We start from the raw sequence: 16,656 nt of genomic DNA, 5'->3' as shown, positions 1-16,656 counted from the left end.
CTCGCGAATGCGGTGCTCGCGAACTCAGTGATCGAGTTCGCGGGCCACCCCGCGCACCACTTCGGCGATCCGCTGCGCGGTCTTGCGGTCGGGGTACTTGCCCTTGCGGAGCTCCGGCTGCACCGTCGCCTCCAGCAGGGTGATCATGTCCTCGATCATGCCGTGCAGGTCGTCGGGTGCCTTGCGCGGATGAGCCGGAGCCTCCTTGCGGACGCGGTCGTTGCGGCCCTGCGCGGTGCGCACCGAGGGCAGCGGCTCCAGCAGCTTCAGGCTCAGCGCCTGCGGGCCGCGGCGACCGGCGGCCATCCCGAACTCCACGCGCTGGCCGGGCTTGAGCGCATCGACACCCTTGGGCAAGGCGGACGACCGAACATAGACGTCCTCGCCCTCATCCTGGGAAAGGAAGCCGAAGCCCTTGTCGACGTCGTACCACTTCACCTTGCCGGTCGGCACTGCGCTCACCCGTTCGTCATCGTTGTCCGGTCCGTCCGGATCCGGCGGGACGGCGAACGACCCCGGACACGGACGTAGGTCCCGGCAGAACGCCGGAACCTATCTCTGTGCGAAAAGAACGCGCCCCACACAGCGATGCAGGACGCGATTGGTTCGAGTCTACCCCGGTGGGGATAAGGCAAGCACATCCGTTTTACGGTGCACCCATGCCGGACTCCTCCTCGCCCCGCACACCCCGGGGCTCCAGCGACGTGCTGTTGCGGGTGGCCGTGGGCCTGTTCGCGGTCGGCGTGCTCGCGATCGTCGCCATTTTCCTCACGCCGATCCTGACCGACGGGGATCCGCCGCTGTGGCTCTATCTGGTGGCGATGGCGGCGACTCCGCTCGGCCTGCTGCTCGCGATCGCGTTCGCGCTCTGGTCGGGCCGGCGCGCGCGCTGAGCGTTTCCCCAACACGCCGGGCGATTACACATGTGACCTTCATCACATAACGACGCGATAACGCCACGGTCACGACCCGCACTCGAAGGTGACACGCCGCACTCACCTGCACAGACGCGGATTCGTAAGGTCTTGCGGCACAGCACGACCGGCCATACACGCCGGTTACCAAATAGTGATTTTTCAGCCGGATCGTCGTACCGTCTATCGCAGCCGGGACATCCCGGCACCACCGGCCCGCCGCACCGAGCCTCGCCCCGCGGGTACGGACCCCGACGGAACACAGGGGCGAGGGCGGGGAACCCACGTTCCCACAGAGGTTTTCGGAGCTCAACCGGGTTTCGAAGCCTCCGCAGGAAAGCGGGAACGGCCGGCAACGACCGCTCCCTTGGGGTGAAGTCCCGGCGAGCCGGGACCGGACGGCCTCTCAGTCCGAACCCGACAGCTCACCTCGCAGGCGCGTACGAGAGGAAGACGACCCGATATGAGTGGACGCCATCGCAAGCAGACCAACACCGGTCGCACCGTCGCCAAGGTCGCTGTCTCCACCGCGATCATGGGTGGCGCGGGTGTGGCTCTCGCTGGACACGCCGCCGCGGCTCCCGATTCGGAGTGGGACCGCCTCGCACAGTGTGAATCCGGTGGTAACTGGGGCATCAACACCGGCAACGGCTACCAGGGCGGTTTGCAGTTCTCGCAGTCGACGTGGGCCGCTCACGGCGGCACGCAGTACGCTCCGTCGGCCAACCAGGCCAGCCGCGACCAGCAGATCGCGGTCGCCGAGAAGGTGCTCGCGACCCAGGGTTGGGGCGCGTGGCCTTCCTGCTCCTCCAGCCTCGGCCTGCACGGCAGCGCGACTCAGCGCGACGTGCCCGCTTCTCCCGCCCAGACCCCGCGCTGGCAGCAGGTTGCCCCCGAGAGCGAGGCCTCGACCCAGGCCCCGGCCGACGGCAACCAGCAGGTGTTCTCCGCCGTCGACAAGGCCGTCACCGTCGCACAGGCGCAGGGCGTGCAGCTGCCGCAGCCGGCGCTCGACGCGTACAACGCCTTCAAAGCCAGTGGCGCCAAGCTGGATCCGTCGATCGTGAACTTCTACGAGGCGAACAAGGGCCTGCTGCCCAACTAGACCACTCACATGGTTTCCCCCTGCAGGGAAGGCCCGCATCTCGCGATGCGGGCCTTCCCTGCGTTTCCCGGGCCATGCATCGTGCGGGCTGAATACGAAGTCCGGACACGAAAAAGGCCCGCACTCCTGTCACAGGAACGCGGGCCTTCTTCGTGTTCGCGTCAGCGGTTGACCACCGTGTGCGGATGCACGTAGGGCAGGGTGTCAGCCGGCACCGGAAACTCGGTGTCCTCGCCGTAGGGCGACAGGCCACCGGAACGGGTCGACGACAATTCGGTGACCGCGTGGTCACCGTGGTCCACCTGGGGCCAGCCGTTGTCGACGTAGGGTTTCTTCGATTTGTTCACCACGGCCTCATTCTGGCATGTTCGCTCGCCGTAGTCTGGATTGGATGACCACGACCGATGCCCGAGCCTCCGACGACGGCGCCGGGACGCATTCCGGGGCCGACGCCGGACCCCCCGAGCTCGGCACACTCACCGACTGGCTGAGCTCCCGCGGCGACGACGATCTCGTCCGGCTCCTGGGTTTGCGCCCCGACCTCGCCGTGCCGTTGCCCGGTTCGATGACCGTCCTGGCCGCCCGCGCGGAACAGCGGGCGTCGGTACTGCGCGCCGCCGACGATCTGAACACACTCGAGTTCGCCGTGATCGAAACCCTCGCCGCGCACAACGCATTCGGCGGTGGTCGCCAGGAGCGGCCGCTGCCCCGCGCGCGCCTGCACGAACTGCTCGCCGATCGGGTCTCCGCCGCGGCCGTCGACACCGCGCTCGCGCGCCTGATCGAGCGCGCGCTGGTGTGGGGCACCGACGATCTGTTCGTCGTGGCCGCCGCGCCCGAGACACTGCCGTGGCAGATGGGCGCCACCACGGAACTCCCCGACGCACTGACCGAACCCGAGATCGAGACGGCGCTGCGCGAGATCGGCGGCGCGGAACGCGCTCTGCTCGACAAGCTGGCGACCACCGGCCCCCGCGGCCGCACTCGCGACGCGGCGCCCGGCACCGATCCGGAACGGCCCATCCAGCGGCTGCTGGCCCGCCGGCTCTTGATCTGGATCGACGACGAGACGGTCGAACTCCCGCCGGCCGTCGGCCAGGTGCTGCGGCGCGAGCCGGTCACCGATCCCCATGTGCTCACACCCCCGCACCCGCAGACCCGCGAGCACTCCGCCGCCGATGTGAACGCCGCGGCCGCCGGTGAGGTCGGCGAGTTGCTGCGCCACGCCGGCGACATCCTCGAGGTGCTCTCCCAGGTGCCGGCGCCGGTGCTGCGCGCGGGCGGCCTGGGTGTGCGGGAACTGCGGCGCATCGCCAAACAGACCGGACTCGACGAGGTCCGGGTAGGGCTGCTCGTGGAGGTGCTGGCCGCAGCCCGGTTGCTGGACAAGGGAATTCCCGAGCCTGAACCGGACAACGACGCCGGTGAGGATTACTGGGCGCCCACGATCGCCTCGGACGGCTGGCTGGAGGGCCCGGCGGCGCGCCGATGGGCGGTGCTCGCGCACGCCTGGCTGGAGCTGGACCGATTCCCCTGGATGATCGGCCTGCGCGATGTGAACGACAAACCGCTGGCCGCCCTCTCGGCGGAGCTGCGCACGGCTCACGCGGTCCCGGATCGGCGCGCGATTCTGGCGGTGACCGCGGAGTTTCCTCCGGGTACGGCGATCACGGCCGCCGATGTGGCGCGCGTGCTCAGCTGGCGAATGCCGCGGCGGCGCAGACATTTCCGCATCGAGGCGGTCGAGCGCACGCTGTCGGAGGCGGCGGCGCTGGGCATCGTCGGCCGCGGCGCGCTGACCTCCGCGGGCCGGGCGCTGCTGCACGGTACCGTCGCCGACGCCGAGGCCGAAATGGACGCGGCGCTGCCCGAACCGGTCGATCACGTACTCGTCCAAGCCGATCTGACCGTGGTCGCCCCGGGACCGCTCGTGCCGGAACTGCGGGAGCGCATCGCCCTGGTCGCCGATATCGAATCGGCGGGCGCGGCCACCGTCTACCGCATCGGCGAAGGATCGGTGCGGCGCGCGCTCGACGCCGGCATGACCGCCGCCGAACTGCATCAGCTGTTCACCGCCCATTCGCGCACCCCGGTCCCGCAATCGCTGACCTATCTGATCGACGATGTGGCACGCCGGCACGGGCGCTTGCGCGCCGGGATGGCGCAATCGTTCGTGCGCAGTGAGGATCCGGCGCTGCTGGCCGAGGTGCTGGCCGCGCCCGTGGCAGCAGAGCTGGCGCTGCGGGCGGTGGCGCCGACGGTGGCGATCTCGCAGGCGCCGCTGGGCGAGGTGCTGGAGCGGCTGCGCGCGGCGGGGTTCAGCCCGGCCGGCGAGGATTCGTCGGGGGCGATCGTGGATCTGCGCCCCCGTGGAGCGCGGCTGTCCACCCGCCCGAACGAACGCCACGCCTGGCGGCCCACCCCGCCCAGTGCCGAACAACTGCGGCTGCTGGTGGGCGAACTACGCGCCGGGGAGAAGGCCGCCCGCAGCCGGTCCGGGCAGCGCGTCCGCAGCGACGGCACCCGCACGAGTACCGCGGCCACGCTGGCACTGCTGCAACTGGCGGTACGGGTGCGCCGCCCGGTCCACATCGGTTACGTGGACGCCCAGGGCGTGGCCACCCAGCGCATCGTGGAACCGGTGCGGGTGGCCGGCGGTCAGCTGGATGCGACCGATCCGGACACCGGCGCGATCCGGCACTTCACCTTGCACCGGATCGCGTCGGTGGCACTGGTCGAGTCGTGACCCGCGGCTGACAGCGGGCGCGCCTGGCGACCGCGGGCTCAACTCTTGGGGTTGGCCAGACAGAACGTGGTCTTGGGCTCCGAGAGCGTCAGGAAGGTCGAATTCGCGTCGCACAGGAATTCGTCGTTCTGACCGTCGACCCGCTTCACGACCTTGACCGTCGCCTCCGCCGAGTCGCATTCGGCATAGGAGTATCCGGTCGTCTTGTCCTCGTGATAGCAGTTGCCCTGTTTGAGGTTGGGCGCCAGGCACAGGAATGCGGTGGTACCGCCGTTGAAGGTCTCCTCGTACGAGGAGTATTCGGTCCCGCAGTCCTGCTTCTTGTCGGAGGTCGATTTCACCGTGTAGACGGCCTTGGCCGAGGAGCAGTCCACCGGCTCGGTCTTGGAATCTGCGGGCGATCCCTCCAGCACATTGATGCAGTCACCGACCTTCGCGCGGGCGGTATCGGATTTTGCCGCATCGGAAAACATCGAACAGCCGGTCACAGTCAGGGCGGCGACCGCCATGAGCGCCAGCACGAGACCCTTGACCGGTCTCGGTCCTGCGAACTTCACCTACGAAAACCTTTCTCGCCGAGCCGCTCACCTATGGCGAACGTGCTGGGGAGGATACCCGCCCGCCCTGCCGGGCGGGTCCTGCCTCACATGTGCAGCGAGTGCAGGCCGTACAAACCCATCAGCGAATAGTTCACGATGCTGGGGAGCAGATGGTTGAGTAGCAGGAGCCCGAAGGAATTCACGATCCGATACACCTTTCGACAATCCGCGGGTGCAGCCGCACACGCGCGATCTGTAGTCGATATCCTCGCCCGAATCGTTACGCTCTGCAGCATGAAGCTCGAGCAGACAACCGCAGAGCTCTACGCCCTCGACCCCGCCGAATTCGTGGCCGCTCGTGATGACGCGGCCCGCACCGCGCGCGCGAACGGCGATAAACAGCTGGCCACGGCGATATCGCGGCTGCGGCGACCGACCGTCGCGGCGTGGGCGGTGAATCTACTGGCGCACAAGGCAACCCAGGAATTGGGGGCACTGCTGGATCTCGGCGAGGCGTTGCGCGAGGCGCAGCGCACCCTGTCGGCCGAGCGGATGCGCACCCTCGCCGACCAACGCCGCAAAGCGGTGAACGCGTTGACGGACAAGGCCGCTCGCCTCGCCTCCGACGCCGGCAAGAATCTCACCGAACCCGTGTTGCGCGCGGTCGCGCAGACTCTCAACGCGGCGCTGGCCGATCCGGAGGTCACCGACCAGGTTCGTGCCGGCGTGCTGGCCGCCGCGGTCGACTACGCCGGTTTCGGCCCGGCCGGGCCCGCCTTGGCGGCCGTCCCCGACGAGGAGAGCGAGGAACCCGCCGACACCGGTGCCGACGAGGCGGCTGCCGCCCGGGAAGCTCTGGAAGCCGCTCGCGCGGAACGAGATTCGGCCGCGGCCGAGCTCGAGCGGCAACGCTCCGACGTGGCCGCCCTGGACGAGCGGATCACGGCGCTGCGCGACGAGCTCGCACAGGCCGAGGAAGCTCGCCGATTCGCCGCCGCGGGGGTGGAATCCGCCGAGGCGGCGTTGCGACGAGCCGACGCGGACCTCGAGCAGGCGCGGCGACGCGTGGACGAGCTGCGCTGAGGACCACGAAAGATGTTGCCGCCGAGGATGTTCAGCCGCGCAGCGAACCGGGGTACAGGTACTGGTCCGGCGGCGGTGTGGTGGTATCGAGCCAGGCGGTGAAGAATCCGCTCAGATCCGTCGCGGTCTTGGTCTGGATGAAGCTGCGGAATTCCGGCATGGACGCGTTGCCGTAGGCATGTGAGCGCACGAATTGCGCCACGGCGGGAAAGAACACCTCGTCACCGAGTTCGTGGCGCAGGGCGTGCAGGAACAACGGCCCCCGGGAATACACCGTGGTGAATTCGTTTCCGGCCCCGGGATTTTGCAGCGGAATCTCCCAGTACCCCGGATTGTCGATGGTTTTGGCGATGGTGCGGCGGTAGAGGGTGTCCACATCTTTTCCCTCTTTGCGCTCCGGCCACAGATAATCGGCGGTATAGCTGGCGAAGCATTCGTTCAGGCAGATATCCGACCAGTTCCGCACCGACATCGAATCGCCCCACCACTGATGGGTGTTCTCGTGGACGACGGTGTCGAGATCGGTCCACGGCGCGTAGATGGGCCGGGTCTGGGTTTCCAGCGAGAAATGCAGGTCGGTGTCGACGTAGATGCCGCCGCCGCTCTCGAACGGATAGGGGCCGTAGAGGGATTCGAGGAAATCGAGCACCTCCGGCAGCCGCTGCTCGAGTGCCCTGCCCTTGTCCGCACCCGGCGCGAAGGCGCTGATCAGCGGAGTGCCGTTCGCGCGGCGCTGTTCGAGGAAATCGAAGTGGTCGATCGCGACCGTGGTGAGATAGCCGATCGACGGATGGCTCGAACTCCACGTCACCGTGCGCTTGTCGCCGGCGACGGTATCGCTGACCCGCAGGCCGTTCGACACCGCTTGCCACTCTTGCGGAATCGTCACCTGCAGATCGAAAGTGGCCTTGTCCACGGGGGTGTCGTTGAGCGGGTACCAGGTGGTCGCCGAATGCGGTTCACCGGCGGCGAAGGCGCCACCGCTCGGCGAGATCGTCCAGCCGGAATCGGGATCGTCGGATTCGGCCCCCGCGTAGTCGACCGTCACCGTGAACGGCAGCCCGGGCAGCACCGGCAGCGCCGGGGTGACGGTCAGTTCGTGTGCACCACCGGTGGTGAAGCCCGCGGGCAGATTGTTCACCGACACCTTCACCACCGCGGGGCCGGCGTAGTCGAGGTTGAACGCGCGCAGCGGCTGCGTCGACACCGCGTCGATCCGCGCCGTACCGGTGAGATGCCTGGTCGGCGGGTCGTAATCGATGGCGACGTCGTAGTGCTGCACGTCGTAGCCGCCGTTGCCGTCATCGGGATAGTAGGGGTCGCCGAGGCCGGGCGATCCGGTGAACGGATCGGCGGCGGGCTGGGCCTGCGCCGGCACCGGTTGCACATAGGCGGGGAGCACCAGCGCCACCCCGCACAACGCTCCCGCCGTGAGACACCGTGCCCAGGCATGCGACTCCATCGACCCTCCACCCCTTTCGCGGCACGGCGTGCCGACCAACCGACGATGCTAGTCGGCGTCGCTGCGCGCCGGAACCGCCACACGCGTCAACCGCGCAGTTCCTCGGGCAGTTGTTGCGGATCGAGCAGCAGCCGTTGCGAGTCGACCCGGCCCACCTTCTCGGCGAGGCCGAGATTGTCGGCCAGCAGCTTCCATTCCACATCGCTGATCGCGGCGCGGGCGCGCTCGATCACGCCGAGGTCGCGGGTGCCCCAGGCGATCGGCATGGCGCTCACCGGCTGGCGCAGATCGCCGACCGATCGCGGCGCGCGATCGGCTCGCACGGTCACCGCCGGCACCTGTTCCCCGGCGTCGGTGTCGTGCCCCGGCAGGGCGCGCACCACCCGGGTGATCAGCGCGTAGCGCGGCACGGCGCCGGGTTTGGCGAGGTTCACCAGCGCGAGCAGGGTGATCCCTTTCGGATGCTGCCCGGAGACCACGGCCGGAACCAGCTCGCCCTCGGCGTACAACTTCTCGATGCGCGAGCGGTACGGCGTCCACAGCGCGACGAACAGCGCGGTGATGGTCGCCAACGCGAAGGCCACCGCCAGCAGGAACGAGTACGGGTGATTCAGCCAGATCAGCCCGGCCGTACCGAGGCCGAGCACGATGGCCGCGGTGAACGCCAGTATTCGCAGCCGCCGGATATCGCGGACGACTTCGTTCACCGCCCGGGCATGTTCGCGGTCGACCGCGAATTCGAAGCGTCGCACGTCTCAAATCCTCACATCTGTCCGGCAGCGGTAACCCAGCGGCGCGCCCACCGCGGCCGATCGGCTGCGCCTACCCGATCGCCGGGCCCAGCAGGTCGTCCGCATCGGTGATGCGGTAGGCATACCCCTGTTCGGCAAGGAAACGCTGGCGGTGGGCCGCGTATTCGGCATCCAGCGTGTCACGTGCCACCACCGAGTAGAAGTGCGCCTGACCGCCGTCGGATTTCGGGCGGAGCAGCCGGCCCAGGCGCTGGGCCTCCTCCTGCCGGGAACCGAAGGTGCCCGAAACCTGAACGGCCACCGACGCTTCCGGCAGATCGATGGAGAAGTTCGCCACCTTGCTGACCACGAGGACCGGAATTTCGCCGTTGCGGAACGCATCGAACAGCGCCTCGCGCTCCTTGGTGCGGGTCGAGCCCTGAATGACCGGAGCGTTGAGATGTTCGCCGAGTTCGTCGAGCTGATCGAGATAGGCCCCGATCACCAGGCTGGGCGCATCGCGGTGACGGGCCAGGATGGATTCGACGACGGGGAGTTTGGTGCGCGCGGTGGAGCAGAGCTTGTAGCGCTCCTCCGGTTCGGCGGTGGCGTAGGCCATGCGTTCGGCTTCGGTGAGCGTGACCCGCACCTCGATGCAGTCGGCCGGCGCGATCCAGCCCTGCGCCTCGATGTCCTTCCACGGCGCGTCGTAGCGCTTCGGGCCGATCAGCGAGAACACGTCGCCCTCGCGGCCGTCCTCGCGCACCAGCGTCGCGGTGAGTCCGAGCCGGCGCCGGGACTGCAGATCCGCGGTCATCCGGAACACCGGGGCGGGCAGCAGGTGAACCTCGTCGTAGATGACCAGACCCCAGTCGCGGCTGTCGAATAGTTCCAGGTGTTTGTATTCACCCTTGGTCTTGCGGGTGATCACCTGATAGGTGGCGATGGTGACCGGGCGGATCTCCTTGCGCTCGCCGGAGTACTCCCCGATCTCGTCCTCGGTCAGCGAGGTGCGGGCGAGCAGTTCCCGCTTCCACTGCCTGCCGGCCACGGTGTTGGTGACCAGGATCAACGTCGTCGCCTGGGCCTTGGCCATCGCGGCGGCGCCGACCATCGTCTTGCCCGCGCCACAGGGCAGCACCACCACGCCGGATCCGCCGGCCCAGAACGAGTCGGCGGCGAGCTCCTGATAGTCGCGCAGATGCCACTCGTGGGTGCCGAAGTCGAGATCGATGCGATGGGCCTCGCCGTCGACGTAGCCGGCGAGGTCCTCGGCCGGCCAGCCGACCTTCAGCAGCATCTGTTTGATCCGACCGCGCTCGGACGGGTGCACGACGACCGTGTCGTCGTCGATGCGGGCGCCGAGCATCGGCTGAATCTTCTTGTGCCGCAACACCTCTTCCAGCACGGCACGGTCCAGGCTGACCAGCACCAGCCCGTGCGCGGGATGTTTGACCAGCTGCAACCGCCCGTAGCGGGCCATGGTCTCGACCACGTCGACCAGCAGCGGCTGCGGCACGGCGTAGCGCGAATAGTTGACCAGCGCGTCGACGACCTGTTCGGCGTCGTGCCCCGCCGCCCGCGCGTTCCACAGCGCCAGCGGTGTCACCCGGTAGGTGTGCACGTGCTCGGGTGCGCGTTCGAGTTCGGCGAACGGCGCGATCGCCTGCCGGGCCGCGTCGGCCTGCTCGTGATCCACCTCGAGCAGCAGGGTTTTGTCGCTCTGCACGATGAGCGGTCCGTCCGTCACGGCACCTCCTCCAGATTCTCGGGTCGGCCCCCTGCGCTCGGGGAATACGTCCCACATTGTTGCCGGACCCCCCGACAAACCTTCATCAACCCTACGCGAGCTGGGCAGATGTTCGCTGTGAGCGCACTCGCACCCGGACGCGGCTCAGGTCGCCGATCCCGGCCCGCGCAGGGGTGGCCAGTCGGTGGCCGGCTCCGGCGGGTCGCCGGCCAGCCGCCCGGCGATCCAGGAATCCCTGCGCACGCCGCGCTGCACACCGGCCCCGCGCAGCAGACCCTCGTAACGGAAGCCGGTCCGCCGCACCACCGCGGCGGAGGCGACGTTGCCGACGAAGGCCCGCCACTCGATGCGGCTCAGGCCGAGCCCGTCGGCGGCGAAACCGAAATCACAGACCAACCGGACGCTGCGGGTCATCAACCCGCGGCCGCGCACCGCGTCGCCGAGCCAGAAGCCGATCTCGGCAGCCCCGGGCTGCGGGCCCGCGTCGAGGCCGACCATGCCCACCACCGGCCCGTCCGCCGCCGTGCGCACGGCCCAGACCGGGCTGTGGGCCGCCCACCCGGGCGCGACGATATCGGTCAGGAATCCCACGGCGTCGGCCCGCCGATACGGCACCGGCACCGTCGTCCACTCCGGAATCGACGGCTGCCGGCAGCAGGCGACGATCGCGTCGATATCGGCCTCGGCCGGGCGCGACAACCACACCGTCTCGTCGGTCAGTACACAGTCCTCCACCGCTTCATGCTGGCACGCAACCCTGCGGTGGCCCAGCGGATTTCCGGCGACCGTAGAATCGGGCCAATGGTTGCCGCGTTGCTCGCCGATCTGTTCGAGTCCCATCGGGCGCATCTGCTGTCGGTGGGTTACCGGCTGACCGGCAGTGTGGCCGACGCCGAGGACGCGGTGCAGGAGAGCTGGCTGCGACTGGCCACCACCCATCAATCCGAGATCGAGGATCTGCGCGCCTGGCTGACGACCGTGGTCAGCCGGATCTGCCTGGATCGGCTGCGCAGCGCCGCCGCCCGGCGGGAAAGCTATGTGGGGCAATGGCTTCCGGAGCCGATCGTCACCGGCGTCACTCCGTCGAATCTGCCGGATCCGCTGGAAACGGTGGTGCGCAAACAGGATTGCCGTTTCGCCGCGATGGTGGTCCTCGACGCACTGACGCCGGCGCAGCGGGTGGCCTTCGTCCTGCACGACGGGTTCTCGGTGCCGTTCGACGAGATCGCCCAACTGCTCGAGGTGACGCCGGAGGCGGCCCGGCAACTCGCGGTCCGGGCCCGGAAGTCACTGGCCGCGGCCCCGGAACCGGTATCGGACACCGAACATCTCGCCGCCGTGCAGCGACTGCTCGAGGCGCTGTATTCCGGCGATGTGGACGCGGTCGTCGCGGCCCTGCATCCGGATTCGGTCTTCATCGGCGATACCGGTGGCACCGCGAAGACCGCCGCGCGGGCGATCCTCGGTGCGGACAAGATCGCGCGGTTCGTCCTCGGGCTCATCCGGATGTATCAGGTGGACCCGGCCGAACTCTCGCCCACCGATTCCGATCGGTTCGAATTCGTCGGCGTCAACGGGCAACTCGGGTTGCTGCTGCACGAGCGCGCCCCGCGCAACGGTGCGCCGGGCTCGCCACCGCGCGTGGTCGGCTTCGCCGTCCGCGACGGATTGATCTGGGGCACTTACGATGTCGCCAATCCCGCGAAGCTCGGTGGCATTCGCCTGCCCCGGGATCCGGCGTAGCCGCCGGAACGCATCGAGCGTCCCGGCGGCTCGACTGCTGCATCGGCGGACTACGGAGTGGACGAACCGGTCCACATGTCCGGGGTGCTCGAACCGAGTCCCCAGTTGCCCGTGGACGATCCGGTACCCCAGTTCGGCGTCGAGGAACCCCAGCCCCAATCGTTGCTGAAGATGTTGTGCAGGGTGTCGTTGATGTATCCGAGGACCGTCCCCGCCGCCGGATGCAGCAGAAGGTCGAGATAGGAGGCCATACACCGCCCCTTTCGAGCCACCACCGAAGTGGTTGTGAGATAGAACACGGGGAGGCTAGCTGCCACCAGGAAACCGCACAACCATGCAGGTCAGAAGCCCGAATTAAATGTGAAACATAGCCTTTCGCTATCGCTCCGCAACCGTAGCGAACGGAGGGCAAGCATCGCACCGGTCCACGGCCCGGGGTGCGCCCCGCGGCCACGGGGGCGATATCGCTACGTTGGGACCATGTCAGCCATCCCCACCGTCGCCCGCCTGCGCCCGTTCCGCGCCACGATCTTCGCGGAGATGACCGAACTGGCCGTGCGCCACGACGCGGTCAACCTCGGTCAGGGATTCCCCGATACGGACGGCCCGGCCGCGATGCTGGAGGTGGCCCGCACCGCCATCGCCGACGGGCTGAATCAGTACCCGCCGGGGCGCGGCATGCCGGTTCTGCGCCGGGCGATCGCGGCGGACCGGAAACGTCGCTACGGCGTGGACTACGACGTCGACTCCCAGGTGGTGGTCACCGTCGGCGCCACGGAGGCGATCGCGGCGGCGGTGCTCGGCCTGGTGGAGACCGACGAGGAAGTGGTGCTGATCGAGCCGTACTACGACTCCTACGCCGCGGTGGTCGCCCTGGCCGGAGCCACCCGCCGCACCGCGCGGCTGGTGCCCGACGGCAACGGATTCGTCCTCGACCTGGACAGCCTGCGCGCGGCGATCACCCCGAAAACCCGCATGCTGCTGCTGAATTCGCCACACAACCCCACCGGGGCGATCCTGCCCCGCGCCGACCTCGAGGCGATCGCGGAGCTCGCCCGCGAGCACGATCTGATCGTGGTCTCCGACGAGGTCTACGAACATCTCGTCTACGACGGCAACACCCACCTCAGCATCTCGACACTGCCCGGTATGTTCGAGCGCACGGTCGTGATCTCCAGTGCCGCGAAGACTTTCAGCGTCACCGGCTGGAAGATCGGCTGGGCGTGCGGTCCGGCACCGCTGATCGACGGATTGCTGGCCGCGAAACAGTTCATGAGCTTCGTCGGCGGCGGGCCGTTCCAACCGGCGGTCGCCTACGCACTCGAGAACGAGCAGCAGTGGGTCGCCGATCTTCGTGACAGCCTGTCCGACAAGCGCATTCGCCTGTCGGAGGCGCTGGCCGACGCCGGATTCCTGGTCAAGCGCAGCGATGCGACCTATTTCGTCTGCGCCGATATCAGCCCGCTGAGCTCCGCCGACGCGCTGGTCTTCTGCCGGGAGCTGCCGCAGCGGCTCGGCGTCGTCGCGGTCCCGATCGAAGTCTTCGCCGACGACCGCGACTCGTGGAATCGCTTGGTGCGCTTCGCGTTCTGCAAGCGGGACGACACACTCGACGAGGCGGTCCGCCGCCTGCACGCGGCCCACGTGTGATCGCACGATCGCGCGGTCACCTTCGTCCGAGCCGCGAGCGAAGGTGACCCGCTACCGTGCCTCAGCCGCGACGCCGGGCCACCGCGTCGGCGAGGCGGTCCAGCTGCGCCGCCGTGGTCTCCCAGTCCAGGCAGGCGTCGGTGATCGACTGGCCGTAGGTCAGATCGTCGGCGCGGCCGAGGGTGAGGTCCTGGCGGCCGGCGACCAGGAAGCTCTCCATCATCACACCCACCACCGCGCGGTCACCGGCGGCGATGCGCTCGGCGATATCGGTGACCACATCGACCTGCTTGTTGTGGTCCTTGTTGCTGTTGCCGTGGCTGGCGTCGACGACCACCCGCTGCGCCAGCCCCGCCTTCTCCAGGCGCAGGCAGGCCTCGGCGACGGAGGCCGCGTCGTAGTTCGTGCCGGCGCTACCGCCGCGCAGGATCACGTGGCAGTCCGGGTTGCCGCTGGTGCGGATGAGCGCCGAGCGGCCGTCGAGATCGGTGCCGGGGAAGACGTGGCTGGCACCGGCCGCCCGCACCCCGTCCACGGCCACCTGCACATCGCCGTCGGTGCCGTTCTTGATCCCGACCGGCATCGACAGCGCGCTGGAGAGCTGCCGGTGCACCTGGCTGGCCGCGGTGCGCGCGCCGATCGCGCCGTAGGACACCAGATCCGCGATGTACTGCGGGGTGATCGGATCGAGGAATTCGCAGGCCACCGGCAGGCCGAGACCGGTGATGTCGACCAGCAACCGCCGCCCCAGCCCGAGGCCGGTGTTGACGTCGAACGAGCCGTCCAGATGCGGATCGTTGATCAGGCCCTTCCACCCGAGGGTGGTGCGCGGCTTCTCGAAGTAGACGCGCATCACGATGTGCAGCCGGTCGGAGAGTTCGGCACTCTCGGCGGCCAGGCGGCGCGCGTAGTCGAGGGCAGCCTCGGGGTCGTGCACCGAACACGGGCCGACGACGACCATCAGGCGGTCGTCGGCGCCGTCGAGGACTTCGACGGTGGCGGCGCGGCCGGCCCGCACGGTGTCGGCGAGCGCATCGTCGATCGGATGCTCGCGGCGAACCTCGGCGGGTGACAGTAGCGGGCTGATACTCAGCGTGCGCTGATCGTCGAGGTCACTGTGTGAGGCATCGACATCGGCTGCGGTGGTCATGATGGGTTCCTTTTCTCAGGCCGACCCACCGAGCGAAATCCCGTGGAGCCGGTCTGCAGTCCGGCTCGGGGTGGGAGAAGGTCAGCGCGGGTCACCGACCGACCCACCCGGGGCCGGCTTGGTAAACCAGAAATACGCGCGCTGCACGAGGGCGACTGTACCAGGGGCGCGGCGCGGGTGGCTCCGGCCGGGTGGGCGGACGTGACGGTCCCCACAGCCACCGTGGATACGACGGGGCCCGGCCGGGATCGAACGATCCTGTGCCGGGCCCGAATTCGCGTGCGGCGCTCAGAACATGCCGGGCTCGTAGGTGCCGGCCGGGGTACCGGCGATGACATTGAGCCGGTTGTAGGCGTTGATCAGCGCGATGAGCGAGATCAGGGCGCCGATCTGCTCGTCGTCGTAGTGCTTGCGCACCTGCTCCCAGGTCTCCTCGCTGATGCCGCGGTGGACATCGGCGATGCGGGTGCCTTCCTCGGTCAGCGCGAGCGCGGCCCGCTCTGCCTCGGTGAAGACGATCGCCTCGCGCCACGCGGCGACCAGATTGAGCCGCACCGAGGTCTCCCCCGCGGCGGCCGCGTCCTTGGAGTGCATATCGGTGCAGAAGCCGCACCCGTTGATCTGGCTGGCGCGCAGCTTGACCAACTCCTGGGTGGCCTTGGGCAGCGGTGAGTTGTCCACGACCTGGCCCGCGTTACCGATCCGCTTGACGAACTTGGCGGCGATCTCGTTGTTGAACAGAGCGAAACGGGGTTCCATGACCATCCTCCTGTGGAAAGTGAGCCGCGCTGCGCGGCGTCGCTACACAGAGATGACGGAACAGCACCCACGGGGTGTGACATCACCGGAAGTGATGCCGGTCACACCGGGTCGGTTCGGCTCAGCGGCGGGCGAACGAGTAGGTGACGTCGGTCAGTTGTTCGGACAGGTCCCAGAGGCGGCGGGCGGTGACTTCGTCGCGGGAGGCGGCCGAGGAGCCGCAGCGCTCGGGGTAGCCGCGCAGGCCACCGAGGCGGGTCGGGCCGTAGAACGCGCCGGGTTCGACCTTCGCGGTGGCGGCGTAAAGGCTTGGCAGGGCGCCCATTTCGGCCGACTGGGCGAGAATCCGGTTGCCCAGGGCCATGATCGCGTCCAGGAACGACTCGGTGTGCGACTGCAGTTCGGTGCTGGCGTAGCCGGGGTGGGCCGCCACCGAGACCTTCGGCGAACCGGCCGCGGTGAGGCGGCGCTGCAGTTCGTAGGCGAACATCAGATTCGCCAGTTTCGACTGACCGTAGGCGCGCCAGCGCTCGTAGCGCCGGTGCTGGTAGTTCGGATCGGCGAGGTCGATGCGGCCGATCATGTGGGCGCCGCTGGATACCGTGACGACGCGATCGGAGATCTTGTCGAGCAGCAGCCCGGTCAGCGCGAAATGGCCGAGATGGTTGGTCCCGAACTGCATTTCGAAGCCGTCGGCGGTGCGGCGCAGCGGCAGGGCCATCACGCCGGCGTTGTTGATCAGCACGTCGGCATTCTCGATCGTGCGCGCGAATTCGCGGATCGAGGACAGGTCGGCCAGGTCGAGCCGGCGCACCTGCACCCGTTCGCCGATGGTGTCGGCGACCGCGCGGGCCTTCACCTCGTCGCGGCAGGCCATGATCACCTGCGCACCGGCCTGCGCCAACGCCCTGGTGGTGGCCGCGCCCAGTCCGCTGTTCGCGCCGGTCACGATGATCGTGCGCCCACTCTGGTCCGGAATATCGGAGATGTTCCAACCGCTCACCCGCACGAGTCTAGGCGGGCA

17 protein-coding genes and 1 riboswitch are annotated in these 16,656 nt (G+C 68.7%); of the genes, 6 read left to right on the top strand and 11 right to left on the bottom strand.

Annotation, left to right across the window (positions count from 1 at the left end):
• Positions 1–24: 24 nt before the first annotated feature.
• Positions 25–453: a cold-shock protein gene (locus tag ON23_RS03180; RefSeq protein ID WP_039776154.1), complete on the bottom strand. Its 429-nt coding sequence runs from the start codon at positions 451–453 to the stop codon at positions 25–27.
• Positions 454–659: 206 nt separating this feature from the next.
• Between ON23_RS03180 and ON23_RS03175 the strand changes: the two genes are divergently transcribed.
• Together ON23_RS03175 and ON23_RS03170 are read left to right on the top strand one after the other, a co-directional pair.
• A complete protein-coding gene (locus tag ON23_RS03175; protein ID WP_039776152.1) occupies positions 660–893 on the top strand; it encodes a hypothetical protein in 234 nt (77 codons plus the stop codon).
• 263 nt (positions 894–1,156) lie between these two features.
• Positions 1,157–1,368, top strand: a riboswitch (cyclic di-AMP (ydaO/yuaA leader).
• Positions 1,369–1,377: 9 nt separating this feature from the next.
• The gene (locus ON23_RS03170; RefSeq protein ID WP_039776150.1) at positions 1,378–2,019 is read left to right on the top strand and encodes a resuscitation-promoting factor Rpf1 domain-containing protein; all 642 of its coding nucleotides are present in this window, start codon (positions 1,378–1,380) and stop codon (positions 2,017–2,019) included.
• 161 nt (positions 2,020–2,180) lie between these two features.
• Here the strand turns inward: ON23_RS03170 and ON23_RS03165 are convergent, their stop codons facing one another.
• The gene (locus tag ON23_RS03165) at positions 2,181–2,369 is read right to left on the bottom strand and encodes a hypothetical protein (protein ID WP_030513263.1); all 189 of its coding nucleotides are present in this window, start codon (positions 2,367–2,369) and stop codon (positions 2,181–2,183) included.
• 41 nt (positions 2,370–2,410) lie between these two features.
• On the opposite strand from ON23_RS03165, the gene ON23_RS03160 reads away from it, so the two are divergent.
• Positions 2,411–4,765: a helicase-associated domain-containing protein gene (locus ON23_RS03160; RefSeq protein WP_039776148.1), complete on the top strand. Its 2,355-nt coding sequence runs from the start codon at positions 2,411–2,413 to the stop codon at positions 4,763–4,765.
• A gap of 38 nt (positions 4,766–4,803) precedes the next feature.
• Here the strand turns inward: ON23_RS03160 and ON23_RS03155 are convergent, their stop codons facing one another.
• A complete protein-coding gene (locus tag ON23_RS03155) occupies positions 4,804–5,322 on the bottom strand; it encodes an LppU/SCO3897 family protein (protein ID WP_039776146.1) in 519 nt (172 codons plus the stop codon).
• Between the two features lie 276 nt (positions 5,323–5,598).
• Here ON23_RS03155 and ON23_RS03150 point away from each other — a divergent pair, with 276 nt between their 5' ends.
• A complete protein-coding gene (locus tag ON23_RS03150) occupies positions 5,599–6,387 on the top strand; it encodes a hypothetical protein (RefSeq protein WP_039776143.1) in 789 nt (262 codons plus the stop codon).
• Between the two features lie 31 nt (positions 6,388–6,418).
• On the opposite strand, the gene ON23_RS03145 is transcribed toward ON23_RS03150, so the two are convergent.
• From ON23_RS03145 to ON23_RS03130, 4 genes are all read right to left on the bottom strand, one after another.
• Entirely contained in the window at positions 6,419–7,849 is a 1,431-nt protein-coding gene (locus tag ON23_RS03145) for a M1 family metallopeptidase (protein ID WP_039776141.1), read from the bottom strand.
• 86 nt (positions 7,850–7,935) lie between these two features.
• Positions 7,936–8,601 carry a DUF3239 domain-containing protein gene (locus tag ON23_RS03140; RefSeq protein ID WP_051041892.1) on the bottom strand — a complete coding sequence of 222 codons (666 nt, stop codon included), beginning with the start codon at positions 8,599–8,601 and terminating at the stop codon, positions 7,936–7,938.
• 70 nt (positions 8,602–8,671) lie between these two features.
• Entirely contained in the window at positions 8,672–10,330 is a 1,659-nt protein-coding gene (locus tag ON23_RS03135; protein ID WP_039776139.1) for a DNA repair helicase XPB, read from the bottom strand.
• A 144-nt stretch (positions 10,331–10,474) separates the two neighbouring features.
• Complete coding sequence (locus ON23_RS03130) at positions 10,475–11,065, bottom strand: GNAT family N-acetyltransferase (protein ID WP_039776179.1); 591 nt, start codon at positions 11,063–11,065, stop codon at positions 10,475–10,477.
• 66 nt (positions 11,066–11,131) lie between these two features.
• Here ON23_RS03130 and ON23_RS03125 point away from each other — a divergent pair, with 66 nt between their 5' ends.
• The gene (locus ON23_RS03125; RefSeq protein ID WP_039776136.1) at positions 11,132–12,073 is read left to right on the top strand and encodes a sigma-70 family RNA polymerase sigma factor; all 942 of its coding nucleotides are present in this window, start codon (positions 11,132–11,134) and stop codon (positions 12,071–12,073) included.
• 50 nt (positions 12,074–12,123) lie between these two features.
• On the opposite strand, the gene ON23_RS03120 is transcribed toward ON23_RS03125, so the two are convergent.
• Positions 12,124–12,324, bottom strand: a complete 201-nt coding sequence (locus tag ON23_RS03120) for a hypothetical protein (protein ID WP_030513254.1) — start codon at positions 12,322–12,324, stop codon at positions 12,124–12,126.
• 229 nt (positions 12,325–12,553) lie between these two features.
• Here ON23_RS03120 and ON23_RS03115 point away from each other — a divergent pair, with 229 nt between their 5' ends.
• Positions 12,554–13,723: a pyridoxal phosphate-dependent aminotransferase gene (locus tag ON23_RS03115; RefSeq protein ID WP_039776133.1), complete on the top strand. Its 1,170-nt coding sequence runs from the start codon at positions 12,554–12,556 to the stop codon at positions 13,721–13,723.
• Positions 13,724–13,784: 61 nt separating this feature from the next.
• On the opposite strand, the gene ON23_RS03110 is transcribed toward ON23_RS03115, so the two are convergent.
• The 3 genes from ON23_RS03110 to ON23_RS03100 form a co-directional block, all read right to left on the bottom strand.
• Entirely contained in the window at positions 13,785–14,873 is a 1,089-nt protein-coding gene (locus ON23_RS03110; protein ID WP_039776131.1) for a 3-deoxy-7-phosphoheptulonate synthase, read from the bottom strand.
• 288 nt (positions 14,874–15,161) lie between these two features.
• Entirely contained in the window at positions 15,162–15,632 is a 471-nt protein-coding gene (locus tag ON23_RS03105) for a carboxymuconolactone decarboxylase family protein (RefSeq protein WP_039776178.1), read from the bottom strand.
• Between the two features lie 121 nt (positions 15,633–15,753).
• Positions 15,754–16,635: an oxidoreductase gene (locus ON23_RS03100; RefSeq protein WP_039776176.1), complete on the bottom strand. Its 882-nt coding sequence runs from the start codon at positions 16,633–16,635 to the stop codon at positions 15,754–15,756.
• Positions 16,636–16,656 lie beyond the last annotated feature (21 nt).

Origin of the sequence: Nocardia cerradoensis NBRC 101014, from assembly GCF_000308535.1 — a bacterium.
GTDB classification, from domain to species: domain Bacteria; phylum Actinomycetota; class Actinomycetes; order Mycobacteriales; family Mycobacteriaceae; genus Nocardia; species Nocardia cerradoensis.
The sequence above is the reverse complement of the archived record's forward strand: the minus strand, read 5'-3'. Positions and strand labels throughout refer to the sequence as shown.

Excerpts from the sequence above, each read along its gene's own strand:
- ON23_RS03175 (WP_039776152.1), top strand. The coding sequence starts at position 660 with ATGCCGGACTCCTCCTCGCCCCGCACACCCCGGGGCTCCAGCGACGTG.
- ON23_RS03170 (WP_039776150.1), top strand. The coding sequence starts at position 1,378 with ATGAGTGGACGCCATCGCAAGCAGACCAACACCGGTCGCACCGTCGCC.
- ON23_RS03160 (WP_039776148.1), top strand. The coding sequence starts at position 2,411 with ATGACCACGACCGATGCCCGAGCCTCCGACGACGGCGCCGGGACGCAT.
- ON23_RS03150 (WP_039776143.1), top strand. The coding sequence starts at position 5,599 with ATGAAGCTCGAGCAGACAACCGCAGAGCTCTACGCCCTCGACCCCGCC.
- ON23_RS03145 (WP_039776141.1), bottom strand. The coding sequence starts at position 7,849 with ATGGAGTCGCATGCCTGGGCACGGTGTCTCACGGCGGGAGCGTTGTGC.
- ON23_RS03125 (WP_039776136.1), top strand. The coding sequence starts at position 11,132 with ATGGTTGCCGCGTTGCTCGCCGATCTGTTCGAGTCCCATCGGGCGCAT.
- ON23_RS03120 (WP_030513254.1), bottom strand. The coding sequence starts at position 12,324 with ATGGCCTCCTATCTCGACCTTCTGCTGCATCCGGCGGCGGGGACGGTC.
- ON23_RS03115 (WP_039776133.1), top strand. The coding sequence starts at position 12,554 with ATGTCAGCCATCCCCACCGTCGCCCGCCTGCGCCCGTTCCGCGCCACG.
- ON23_RS03110 (WP_039776131.1), bottom strand. The coding sequence starts at position 14,873 with ATGACCACCGCAGCCGATGTCGATGCCTCACACAGTGACCTCGACGAT.
- ON23_RS03105 (WP_039776178.1), bottom strand. The coding sequence starts at position 15,632 with ATGGAACCCCGTTTCGCTCTGTTCAACAACGAGATCGCCGCCAAGTTC.